Below are 11523 nucleotides of genomic sequence, written 5' to 3' on the forward strand. Positions count from 1 at the left end.
TCAGCGGCTTGCGTCGGGCTCGAAGGTCGAGAAATCGACCAGCGTGCCCAGCATTTGCAGATAGGCGATCAGCGCATCCAGCTCCGAGATACCCGGCTGGCCGTCGAAGTTGCGCACGTTGACGGCATCGCCGTAGCGCTCGAACAGCCCGTCGACATCGCCGAACGGATCGGTCTGCACCAGGAAGTCCTCGTGCCCAGCCTCGATCATCTCGTCGGTATAGGGCACGCCGAGGAACTTGTGCGTCGACATGAGATCCTGGATGTGCTCGCCGTCGATCAGCTTGGCTTCGAGGAAACCGTATTTCGGCATCACCGATTCCGGCACCACCGATTGCGGGTTGCGCAGGTGATCGACGTGCCATTCGTCCGAGTAGCGGCCGCCGACGCGGGCGAGGTCGGGCCCCGTCCGCTTAGAGCCCCACTGGAACGGGTGGTCGTATTGCGACTCCGCCGCCAGCGAGTAGTGGCCGTAACGCTCCACCTCGTCGCGCATCGGGCGGATCATCTGGCTATGGCAGACATAGCAGCCCTCGCGGATGTAGATGTCGCGCCCCGCCAGTTCGAGCGGCGTGTAGGGGCGCATGCCCTCCACGTCCTCGATGGTGTTCTCGAGATAGAACAGGGGCACGATCTGCACCAGGCCACCGATGGTCACCACGAGGAAGGCAAAGATCGCCAGCAGCGTGATGTTTTTCTCGAGGATACCGTGTTTGTCGAGAATTCCCATAATCTCGGCCCTCCTTATTCGGCCGGGGTGGCATGAGCCGCGGCGGCGCTGGCTTCGACAGCCGGGGCCCGTTTCACGGTCATCCAGAGGTTGTAGCACATGATCAGCGCGCCGGTGATATAGAGACCGCCGCCGAGGGCACGGACCACATACATCGGGAACTTGGCGGAGACCGTGTCGGCAAAGCTGTTCACCAGGAAGCCGTTGGCGTCGACTTCACGCCACATCAGGCCTTCCATGATGCCGGTCACCCACATGGACGCCGCGTAGAGCACGATGCCGATGGTGGCGAGCCAGAAGTGCCAGGAGACGAGGCTCAGGCTGTACAGCCGTTCGCGGTTCCACAGTTTCGGCGTCAGGAAGTAGAGCGCGCCGAAGGTGATCATGCCGTTCCAGCCGAGTGCGCCGGAGTGGACGTGACCGATGGTCCAGTCGGTGTAGTGCGACAGCGAGTTCACCGCGCGGATCGACATCATCGGGCCTTCGAAGGTGGACATGCCGTAGAAGCCCACCGAGATCACCAGCATCCGCATGATCGGGTCGGTGCGCAGCTTGTCCCAGGCGCCCGAGAGGGTCATCAGGCCGTTGATCATGCCGCCCCAGGAGGGCATCCACAGGATCACCGAGAACACCATGCCGAGGGTCGAGGCCCAGTCGGGCAGGGCGGTGTAGTGCAGGTGGTGCGGGCCGGCCCAGATATAGATGAAGATCAGCGCCCAGAAGTGCACGATCGACAGCTTGTAGGAGAACACCGGGCGCTCGGCCTGTTTCGGGACGAAATAGTACATCATGCCGAGGAAGCCAGCGGTCAGGAAGAAGCCCACGGCGTTATGGCCGTACCACCACTGCGTCATGGCATCCTGCACGCCCGAGAACACCTGCACCGATTTGGAGCCCCAGATCGAGACCGGAATCGACAGATTGTTGAAGACGTGCAGCATGGCGACGGTGATGATGAAGGAGAGGTAGAACCAGTTGGCCACGTAGATGTGGGGTTCCTTCCGCTTCACGATGGTGCCGACGAAGACCGCCAGATAGACCAGCCAGACGATGGTGAGCCAGAGGTCGATATACCATTCGGGCTCGGCATATTCCTTGGACTGGGTAGAGCCCAGCAGATAGCCGGTCGCGGCTAGGACGATGAACAGGTTGTATCCCCAGAACACGAACCAGGCGAGGTTGCCGCCCCAGAGCCGCGCCGCGCTGGTGCGCTGCACCACGTAGAACGAGGTCGCAATCAGCGCGTTGCCGCCAAAGGCGAAGATCACCGCCGAGGTGTGCAGCGGGCGCAGGCGGCCGAAATTCATGTAGCCATGCGCCCAGTCGAAATTGAGCGCCGGAAAGGCGAGCTGCGTGGCGATGAAGGTGCCCGCGAGAAAGCCCACGACGCCCCAGAAGGCGGTTGCGATCACGCCGGCGCGCACGACGCCGTCGAGATAGGATTTTTCCGCGACCGCAGCGGGCACGGGTTCATCGGTGCGGCGCAGGGTCCACAGGAAAAGTCCCGACGCCACCAGAAAGATGATGATGGCGTGAACCATGTAAGCCACATCTCGTGCGTAATTGGCCGCGATCAGCGCAAATACCGCGATCACGCCCAGCACGATGAGCTTGATATAGTTGATCATTGTTCGTCCCTTCGTCTGACCCGCACGATTCGCGTGCCGCACGGGCGGTTTTAGACTGAGCGGTTAATGGCTATAAGCCTGCCTCTACTCCTTGATCTGTATCAAGGCTTTCCCTTCAGGCCATTGACCATTGTCAAAGTGCGTCCATTCGCGCAGGCGTAGAAAGACGGGGACAGGTCAATAACCTGAGGAGACAAAGACCATGGGCTATAAAACCATTTTGACGGTCGTGACCGACGAAGCACTTGCTCAGCCGACAATCGACCATGCCGCCGCGGTCGCCGCAGGTTGGGACGCGCATCTCGATGTGCTCTGCTTCGGCGTCGATCGTACGCAGACCGGCTATTACTACGCCGGTGCCAACGCGATGATCCTGCAAGAGACCATCAGCCGTGCGACCGCGGATGCGGAGAAGCTTGCCAAGACCGTTCGTGAGGCGCTGGGCCGCACCGAGTGCCGCTGGTCGGTCGAGGAAGGTGTCGCACAGCTTGCCGATATCGGGCGCCATGTGGCCGGACGGGCGCGCTTTGCCGATCTGGTGGTGCTGCCGAAACCCTATGGCGCGGAACACGGCGTCGAGCTTGAGCCGGTGACCGAGGGCGCGCTGTTCGAAGGGCAGACGCCGGTGCTGATCGTGCCCGAGGGTGTGGCGCCGAAATCCGCGCCCTCGCGGATCGTGATCGGCTGGAATGAGAGCAATGAGGCGCTGCGCTCGGTGCGCGCGGCCCTGCCGCTGCTGCAAAGCGCCGACAATGTGCATCTGGCGGTGATCGACCCGCCACAGCACGGGCCCAACCGTTCGGATCCGGGCGGCGCGTTGTCGCAATATCTCGCCCGGCACGGTGTGAAGGCGGAGATCGACGTGCTGTCGAAAACCATGCCGCGGGTCTCTGATGTGCTGCGCCGCCATGTGCAGGATGTGGATGCCGACATGGTGGTGATGGGGGCCTATGGCCATTCGCGCTTCCGCGAGGCCATCTTGGGCGGCGCGACGCGCAATATGCTGGAACAGGCCGAAGTGCCGGTGTTCCTGGCGCATTGACGGAACCGGGGCAGGGCGCCGTTGCGGCGTCCTGACAGGAGAGGGGAGGGCGGTGCCGCCGGCGCCGCCCTTTTCCGTTGCGCCGCGGTACGCGGGCATGCTCGCGGGCGGTCGGCGGGGGGTGCGTTGCGGCGTGGCGCCTTCAGTCTATTTCTGTTGGTGCGAACCGGCTGCGGCGCTACGCTCGGGACACGTCGTTTGGAGGATGCTGCGATGAGCTACGTTTCTGGATTTCTGACGCCGGTGCCCGATGCCAACAAGGCGACCTATCTCGAATCGGCCCGTAAGGGCTGGTCGCTGTTCAAGGATTACGGCGCGCTGGCGATGCGTGAATGCTGGGAATCGGATGTGCCGGAGGGCGAGCTGACCTCGTTCCCACTGGCGGTGCAGCGGAAAGAGGGCGAGTCGGTCGTGTTCTCTTGGATTCTCTGGCCGGACAAGGCGACGGCGGATGCATGCTGGGCCTCGATGGAGACCGATCCGCGCTGGCGCGAGATGATGGACATGCCGTTCGACGGAAAACGCATGATCTTCGGCGGGTTCGATACGCTGTTCGAAGCCTGACCGCCGGTAGCGGCGCTCAGGCGAACATCCCGCCGTCGGAATCGTCGCCGGCCTCGTCGAGCAGCCGTGTCATGTCGGGGACCGTGACATGGCGCTTGCCCTCGAGCTCGATCACCCCGTCCTTTTTCAGCGCCGACACCTGCCGGCTGACGGTTTCCAGCGTCAGGCCGAGGTAGTCGGCCATCGCCTCGCGGGTCAGCGGCAGATCGAAGGTAACCGTACTGGAGGCCGCGCGCATATTGATCGAGGCGTCGCGCCGGGCGATGATCGACAGCAGCGAGGCGATCTTTTCGCGCGCCGTCTTGCGCCCGAGCACCAGCATCCATTCGCGCGCCGCATCCAGCTCGTCGAGCGTCATCTCCAGCAGGCGCTGGGCGATATGCGGGGTCTGGCGCATCATCTCCTCAAAGGGCGACTTGCGGAAGCAGCACATCACCAGATCGGTGGTCGCGACCACATCGTAGGCGGCGGAGGCGCGGCCCGGACGGCCGACGAAATCGCTGGGCAGCAATAGGCCCACCATCTGCGTGCGCCCGTCTTCCATCGTCTGGGTCAGCGTCGCGATCCCCGACACAACCGAGCCCACGAAATCCATCCGGTCTCCGGACCAGATCACCGTCTGCCCGGCCTCGAACTTGCGGTAGTACTTGATCTCTTCCAGCCGCTCCAGCTCGTCGGATTCGCAGCGCGCGCAGACGGCCCGGTGCCGGATCGGGCACTCGGCACAGTCTTGCGAGACGGTGATGGAGCGTTCGTTCAGCATGATATGTTCACAGTCCTGTTAGCGGGTCACCCAAATCACCAGCTCTCTGGCGGTACTCTTGATCTGGGTCAATGTTCCAACCCTCGCGCCTTCTTAAGTGTAGGCGCATGATCACGCGAAAACAACTCTCCCGCCTGGGGCTCTTCGACGCGAAAGTCCCCCGGTACACCAGCTATCCGACGGCGCCGCATTTCTCGAATGCAGTGTCACCGGGCGATTTTGCCTCATGGATCGAAGCGGTGCCCGAGGGCGGCACGGTTTCGCTCTACCTGCATGTGCCGTTCTGTCGCAGGTTGTGCTGGTTCTGCGCCTGCCGGACGCAGGGCACGGCGACGCTCGGGCCGGTCGAATCCTATGTGCAGACCTTGCTGTCCGAGCTCGATCTGCTCAAGGCGCATCTGCCGCGCGGCGTAAAGCTGTCGCGGCTGCACTGGGGCGGGGGCACGCCGACGCTGCTGTCGCCCGGCCTGATGCGTGCGCTTATCGACAAGGTGGCCGAGGTGGCGCCCTTTGCCGAGCATGCGGAGTTCTCGGTCGAGATCGACCCCAACGAGATCGACGGCGAGCGGCTCGACGTGCTGGCCGCCGGCGGCATGAACCGCGCCTCCATCGGGGTGCAGGATTTCGACGAGCAGATCCAGGCCACCATCGGCCGGCCGCAGGGCTATGACGTGACCCGCCGTGCCGTCGAGATGATCCGTGAGCGCGGCGTCGCCAGCCTCAACGCAGATATCCTCTACGGGCTGCCGCATCAGACCCGCGCCAAGATCACCGAGACGGTGCAGAAGCTGCTTTCCTTCGCGCCCGACCGGGTGGCGCTTTACGGCTATGCGCATGTGCCCTGGATGGCCAAGCGCCAGCAGATGATCCCCTCCGACGCGCTGCCCACCCCGGCGGAGCGGCTGGATCTCTTCGACACCGCGCGGCGGCTCTTTGCATGGGACGGCTATGCCGAGATCGGCATCGATCATTTCGCCACGCCGGACGACGGGCTCGCCATCGCACAGAAGACCGGCAAGCTGCGGCGCAATTTCCAAGGGTATACCGACGACACCTCCGAGGTGCTGATCGGGCTGGGCGCCTCGTCGATTTCGAAATTCCCGCAAGGGTATGCGCAGAACGCGCCGGCGACCTCCGCCTATACCGCTGCGGTGCGCGAGGGGCGCTTTGCCACGTCGCGCGGCCACGCCTTCGGCGGCGACGACCGGCTGCGCGCGCGGATGATCGAAATGCTGATGTGCGATTTCCGCATCCGCTCGGAAGAGCTGGAGCAGGATTACGGCGTATCGCCCGCGGCGCTGAAGGCGATGTTCAGCCGCGCCAACGAGCAGTTCGAAGGGCTGCTGGAGATCACCGAGGACGGGCTTTTCATCCCGCCCGAGGCGCGTCCGCTGACCCGGATGATCGCGCGCAGCTTCGACGCTTACGATCTCTCCAAGGCCGGGCACAGCTCAGCCATCTGAGCCCTCGAAGACCGTAAGCCATGTGCCGAGGAGCGCGTCCAGTGCGGCGCGCTCTTCGTTGTTCAGCGCGGCGACAAGCCGATGCTGATTGGCGACGTGATCTGTCACCGCCGCGTCGATATCCGCCCGTCCGCGCTCGGTCAGCTGGACCACGAAACCGCGCCCGTCCTCGGGGTTGGGCACGCGCCGCACCTGGCCCGCCGCCTCCAGCCGGTCGAGCCGGTTGGTCATCGTGCCCGAGGTTACCATGGTTGTGGCCAGCAGATCCTTGACCGTCAGCGCATGGGGCGGGCCGGCCCGGCGCAGCGTGGCCAAGACGTCGAACCCGGCGGGGCTGAGCCCGTGGGTCGCGAAACACTCCGCATGCGCCTGCGCCAGATGCCGCGCCAGCCGCCCGAGCCGCCCGATCGTGCCCATCGGCCCGACATCGAGATCGGGGCGTTCGCGATTCCACTGCGCCTTGATTTTGTCGACCTGATCCATGTCCATGATTTGCGGAAATATTGTCTTGACGTCAAGGCATCCTTAATTATCTTGATGTCAAGATTTGTATCTCGACATCAAGATAATGAGGCCCCAATGTCCCGCCCAACCGATATCGCGCTGACCGCGCTGGCTCCGATTGTCTGGGGCAGCTCCTATTTCGTCAGCACCGAGTTCCTGCCGGGCGCGCCACCGCTGACGGTGGCGGCGCTGCGGGCGCTGCCGGCGGGCCTGCTGCTGCTCGCGGTGACGCGGCAATTGCCCGGGCGCGACTGGCTCGGCCGCGTGGCGGTGCTGGGGCTGCTGAACTTTGCGCTGTTCTGGAGCGCGCTGTTCATCGCCGCCTACCGCCTGCCGGGCGGTGTGGCCGCGACGCTGGGCGCGGTGCAGCCGCTGGTCGTGCTGCTGCTCGCGGCGCTCTGGCTGGGCACGCCGCTGCGGCTGGCCTCGGTGCTGACCGCCCTGGCGGGGCTGTTCGGGGTGGGGATGCTGATCCTCGGTCCCGAGGCGCGGCTCGATCCGGTGGGGATCTCGGCGGCGCTGCTGGGGGCGCTCTCGATGGCGGCGGGAACGGTGCTCAGCCGCCGCTGGCAGCCGCCGGTGCCGCCGCTGAGCTTTGCCGCCTGGCAGCTCACGGCGGGCGGTGTGCTGCTGGTGCCACTGGCGCTGATCATCGACCCGCGCCTGCCGCAGATGGATGCCGCCGCTCTGGGCGGGCTGCTCTGGCTGGGCCTCGTGGGCGGCGCGCTGACCTATTGGGTGTTTTTCCGGGGCATCGCCAAGCTCGGCCCCGCCGCCGTTGCGGGGCTCGGTTTTCTCAGCCCGCTCTCGGCGGTGGGTCTCGGCTGGGCCGTTCTGGGGCAGGGGCTGTCGCCGCTCCAGGCGACGGGGGCGGTCCTGGTGCTGGGCTCGGTCTGGCTCGGGCAGAAAGCGGCGGCGCCGGGGCCCAAGAAATTTCGTACGAAATTTCTTGGGCGGGCCTAACCGGCCAGATCGAAGGCCGCGGCGAAAAGCTTGCGCGTATACTCGGTTTCGGGATTGGCGAAGACGGTTTCCGCATCGCCCATCTCGACCACATCGCCCTGGTTCATCACGATGATCTTGTGGCTCATGGCGCGCACCACTTTCAGGTCATGGCTGATGAACAGATAGGCGAGATCGTATTTGCGCTGAAGCTCGCGCAGCAGCGTCACGATCTGCACCTGCACCGTCATGTCCAGCGCCGAAGTCGGCTCGTCCAGCACCAGCAGCCGGGGCCGCAGCACCATGGCCCGCGCGATGGCGATGCGCTGGCGCTGGCCGCCGGAGAACTCATGCGGATAGCGGTGCTTGGTCGCCGGGTCGAGCCCGACCTCGCGCATCACCTCCTCCACCGCCTGCGCCTTGGGCTTGCCGTCGGGCGAGCCGTGCACGCCCAGCCCTTCGGCGATGATCTGTTCGCAGGTCATGCGTGGCGAGAGCGAGCCGAACGGATCCTGAAACACGATCTGCATCTCCGAGCGCAGCCGCCGCAGCTCCCGCGTCGACCAGCCGCGCACATCCTGCCCGCGATAGGTGATGCCGCCCTCGGACTGGATGAGCCGCATCACCGCCAGCGCCAGCGTGGTCTTGCCGGACCCGGACTCGCCGACGATGCCCACGGTTTCGCCCGCATGCACCGCGAAACTCGCGTCGTTCACCGCCTTCACATGGCCCACGGTCTTTTTCAGAAAGCCCTTCTGGATCGGGAACCAGATCTTGAGGTGATCGGTGCGGGCGATCTCCTCGGCGCCGGGCGTCACCGGATCGGGCTGGCCGGTGCTTTCGGCGGAGATCAGCATGCGCGTGTAGTCGTGCTGGGGATTGCCGAAGATCTCGGCGGTCTTGCCCTGTTCGACGATCTCGCCATTCTTCATCACGCAGACCCGGTCGGCGAATTTGCGCACGATGTTCAGATCGTGCGTGATGAAGAGCAGGCTCATGTCGCCCGATTGCTTGAGCTCGGCCAGCAGGTCGAGGATCTGTGCCTGAATGGTCACGTCGAGCGCCGTGGTGGGCTCGTCGGCGATCAGCAGGTCCGGCCCGTTGGCCAGCGCCATGGCGATCATCACCCGCTGCCGCTGCCCGCCCGAAAGCTGGTGCGGATAGGCATTGAGCCGCGTCTCCGGATTGCGGATGCCCACCCGACTCAGCAGGTCGAGGATCCGCGCCCGCGCCGCCTCGCCGGTCAGCCCCTGATGCAGCGCCAGGCTTTCGCCGAGCTGCTTTTCCAGCGTGTGCAACGGGTTGAGCGAGGTCATCGGCTCCTGAAAAATGAAGCTGATATCGTTGCCGCGCATGTCGCGCAGCAGCTTGTCGGGCGCGCCGACCATCTCATGGTCCTTGTAGCGCACCGAGCCCGCGACCTTTGCCGCATCGCCCAGCAGCGACACGGTGGAGAGCGCCGTGACCGACTTGCCCGAGCCGCTTTCGCCCACCAGCGCAACCGTCTCGCCCTTCTGGACGTCGAAGCTCACGCCCTTCACGGCGCGGATCTCGCGGCCGTCCTGATGAAAGGTGACGGCGAGATCTTTCACCTCAAGCAGCGGGCTCATGAAAAGGTCTTTCTCGGGTCGAAGGCATCGCGCACGCCTTCGAAGATGAAGACCAGCAGGGAGAGCATCAGCGCGAAGACGGTGAAGGCGGTGAAGGCGAGCCAGGGCGCCTGGAGGTTCTGCTTGGCCTGAAGCGTCAGCTCGCCCAGCGACGGCGCCGAGGAGGGCAGGCCGAAGCCGAGGAAATCGAGCCCGGCGAGCGTCGAGATCGTACCGGTGACGATGAAGGGCAGCATGGTCAGCGTGGCCACCATCGCGTTGGGCAGCATGTGGCGGAACATGATCGTCATGTTCGACACGCCGAGCGCCTTGGCGGCGCGCACATATTCGAGGTTGCGCGCGCGCAGGAATTCCGCCCGCACCACTCCCACCAGCGCCGTCCAGCCGAAGAGCACGGTCAGGATCACCAGCAGCCAGAAACTTCGCCCGAGGATCGCGAAGAGGATGATGATCACGTAAAGCGAGGGCGTCGCCGACCAGATCTCGATCACCCGCTGAAAGATCAGGTCGAGCCAGCCGCCGAAATAGCCCTGAAGCGCGCCGGCGACGATGCCGATGATCGAGGCGAAGACGGTGACGATCAGGGTGAACAGGATCGACAGGCGAAACCCGTAGATCACCCGCGCGGTGACATCGCGCTTGGTGTCGTCGGTGCCGAGCCAGTTCTGCGCGTTGGGGGGCAGGGGGGCGGCGCCGGGCCGGTCCACGGGGGTGTTGAAGCTGTAGGGGATCGGCGGCCAGATCATCCAGCCGGCCTGCACATCCGCGCCGAGATCGTCACCGGCATCGACCGCGGCGATCAGCTCGTCGGGCGTGTCGAAACAATCCTCCAGCCCGCCGGTCTTGATCAGGCATTGCACCTCGGGGTCGCGATAGACCGCCTCGGTGCGGAAATCGCCGCCAAAGGCGGTCTCCGGATAGAACTGGAAGATCGGCATGCGCAGCTCGCCGCGATAGCTGACGAGGATCGGTTTGTCATTGGCGAGGAACTCGGCAAAGAGCGAGCCGATGAACAGGATCAGGAAGATCACCAGCGACCAGAAGGCGCGGCCGTTCCTGCGGAAGTTGCGCCAGCGGCGCTTGTTCAGCGGCGAGAGCGCAAAGCGACCGGGCCTTGGCTGCGGTTCGACCGCCATGCCGGGCTCGGGCTGGGGGCGGATGCCGCCCACGGTGTCGGGCTCGTAGCTCATCTCAGCCCTCGCGTTTCTCGAAGTCGATGCGCGGATCGACCAGCACATACATCAGGTCGGAGATGATCCCCACCACCAGCCCGATCAGGCCGAAGATGAAGAGCGTGCCGAAGACCACCGGATAATCCCGCGCCACCGCCGCCTCGAAGCCGAGCCGGCCCAGCCCGTCGAGCGAAAAGATCGTCTCGATGATCAGCGAACCGGAGAAGAACACGCCGATGAACACCGCCGGAAAGCCCGCGATGACGATCAGCATGGCGTTGCGGAAGACATGGCCGTAAAGCACCCGCCGCTCGGTCAGCCCCTTGGCGCGGGCGGTCATGACGTAGTGTTTCTTGATCTCGTCGAGAAAGCTGTTCTTGGTCAGCAGCGTCAGCGTGGCAAAGGCCGAGATGGTCGAGGCCAGCACCGGCAGGGTGATATGCCAGAAGTAATCGCCGATCTTTGCCGGCCAGCTCAGCGTCTCCCAATTGTCCGAGGTCAGCCCCCGCAGCGGGAAGATCTGCCAGTAGGAACCGCCGGCAAAGAGCACCAGCAGCAGGATCGCAAAGAGGAAGCCGGGGATCGCATAGGCCACGATGATCGCGCCGGAGGTCCAGGTGTCGAAGGCAGAGCCGTCCTTTACCGCCTTGCGGATGCCCAGCGGGATCGAGACGATATAGGCGATCACCGTCGACCAGAGGCCCAGCGTGATCGAGACCGGCATTTTCTCCAGCACCAGATCGGTGACCGAGATCGAGCGGAAATAGCTCTCGCCGAAATCCAGCCGCATGTAGTTCCACATCATATTGAGGAAGCGCTCCAGCGGCGGCTTGTCGAGTCCGAACTGCCGTTCGAGATCCTCGATGAACTCCTTGGGCAGGCCGCGTGCGCCGACATAATCGCTGTCGGAGCCGAAGGTCTGCTCGCCGGTGTCGTTGCTGCCGCCGGAAAACCCGGAGAACACGTCGCCATCGCCCTGCATTTGGGCCAGAACCTGCTCGACAGGGCCGCCGGGCACGAACTGGACGAGGGCGAAATTGATGATCATGATCCCCAGCAGCGTGGGGATGATGAGCAGCAGTCGTCTTAGGATATAGGCGCCCAAC

11 protein-coding genes are annotated in these 11523 nt (G+C 64.7%); 4 read left to right on the forward strand and 7 right to left on the reverse strand.

What is annotated here, in order from left to right; all coding sequences use genetic code 11:
- Entirely contained in the window at positions 1 to 729 is a 729-nt protein-coding gene (gene ccoO, locus I6N89_RS18045; RefSeq protein WP_076701967.1) for a cytochrome-c oxidase, cbb3-type subunit II, read from the reverse strand.
- A 14-nt stretch (positions 730 to 743) separates the two neighbouring features.
- Positions 744 to 2357 carry a cytochrome-c oxidase, cbb3-type subunit I gene (gene ccoN / locus I6N89_RS18050; RefSeq protein ID WP_076701971.1) on the reverse strand — a complete coding sequence of 538 codons (1614 nt, stop codon included), beginning with the start codon at positions 2355 to 2357 and terminating at the stop codon, positions 744 to 746.
- 202 nt (positions 2358 to 2559) lie between these two features.
- Here ccoN and I6N89_RS18055 point away from each other — a divergent pair, with 202 nt between their 5' ends.
- Positions 2560 to 3399, forward strand: a complete 840-nt coding sequence (locus tag I6N89_RS18055; protein ID WP_207019910.1) for a universal stress protein — start codon at positions 2560 to 2562, stop codon at positions 3397 to 3399.
- 213 nt (positions 3400 to 3612) lie between these two features.
- Positions 3613 to 3963: a DUF1428 domain-containing protein gene (locus I6N89_RS18060; RefSeq protein ID WP_207019911.1), complete on the forward strand. Its 351-nt coding sequence runs from the start codon at positions 3613 to 3615 to the stop codon at positions 3961 to 3963.
- Between the two features lie 16 nt (positions 3964 to 3979).
- On the opposite strand, the gene fnrL is transcribed toward I6N89_RS18060, so the two are convergent.
- Positions 3980 to 4726 (reverse strand): transcriptional regulator FnrL, encoded by a 747-nt coding sequence (gene fnrL, locus I6N89_RS18065; protein WP_207019912.1) that lies wholly within the window; start codon positions 4724 to 4726, stop codon positions 3980 to 3982.
- A 107-nt stretch (positions 4727 to 4833) separates the two neighbouring features.
- Between fnrL and hemN the strand changes: the two genes are divergently transcribed.
- The gene (hemN, locus tag I6N89_RS18070; protein WP_207019913.1) at positions 4834 to 6189 is read left to right on the forward strand and encodes an oxygen-independent coproporphyrinogen III oxidase; all 1356 of its coding nucleotides are present in this window, start codon (positions 4834 to 4836) and stop codon (positions 6187 to 6189) included.
- On the opposite strand, the gene I6N89_RS18075 is transcribed toward hemN, so the two are convergent.
- Positions 6178 to 6672, reverse strand: coding sequence for a MarR family winged helix-turn-helix transcriptional regulator (locus tag I6N89_RS18075; RefSeq protein ID WP_207019914.1), 495 nt, complete (start codon positions 6670 to 6672; stop codon positions 6178 to 6180). The genes hemN and I6N89_RS18075 overlap by 12 nt on opposite strands.
- A gap of 96 nt (positions 6673 to 6768) precedes the next feature.
- Between I6N89_RS18075 and I6N89_RS18080 the strand changes: the two genes are divergently transcribed.
- Positions 6769 to 7656, forward strand: a complete 888-nt coding sequence (locus I6N89_RS18080; protein WP_207019915.1) for an EamA family transporter — start codon at positions 6769 to 6771, stop codon at positions 7654 to 7656.
- On the opposite strand, the gene I6N89_RS18085 is transcribed toward I6N89_RS18080, so the two are convergent.
- The 3 genes from I6N89_RS18085 to I6N89_RS18095 are packed head-to-tail and all read right to left on the reverse strand — an operon-like array spanning position 7653 to position 11522.
- Positions 7653 to 9245: an ABC transporter ATP-binding protein gene (locus I6N89_RS18085; RefSeq protein WP_207019916.1), complete on the reverse strand. Its 1593-nt coding sequence runs from the start codon at positions 9243 to 9245 to the stop codon at positions 7653 to 7655. The two genes, I6N89_RS18080 and I6N89_RS18085, sit on opposite strands and share 4 nt — an antisense overlap.
- Entirely contained in the window at positions 9242 to 10381 is a 1140-nt protein-coding gene (locus I6N89_RS18090) for an ABC transporter permease (RefSeq protein WP_207019954.1), read from the reverse strand. Before I6N89_RS18090 ends, I6N89_RS18085 begins: the two co-directional genes overlap by 4 nt.
- 55 nt (positions 10382 to 10436) lie before the next feature.
- On the reverse strand, positions 10437 to 11522 hold the full coding sequence (locus I6N89_RS18095; protein WP_076702005.1) for a microcin C ABC transporter permease YejB: 1086 nt from the start codon (positions 11520 to 11522) through the stop codon (positions 10437 to 10439).
- Position 11523 lies beyond the last annotated feature (1 nt).

The sequence above is a fragment of the Salipiger abyssi genome (assembly GCF_017311415.1).
In the GTDB taxonomy this organism is placed as follows: domain Bacteria; phylum Pseudomonadota; class Alphaproteobacteria; order Rhodobacterales; family Rhodobacteraceae; genus Salipiger; species Salipiger abyssi_A.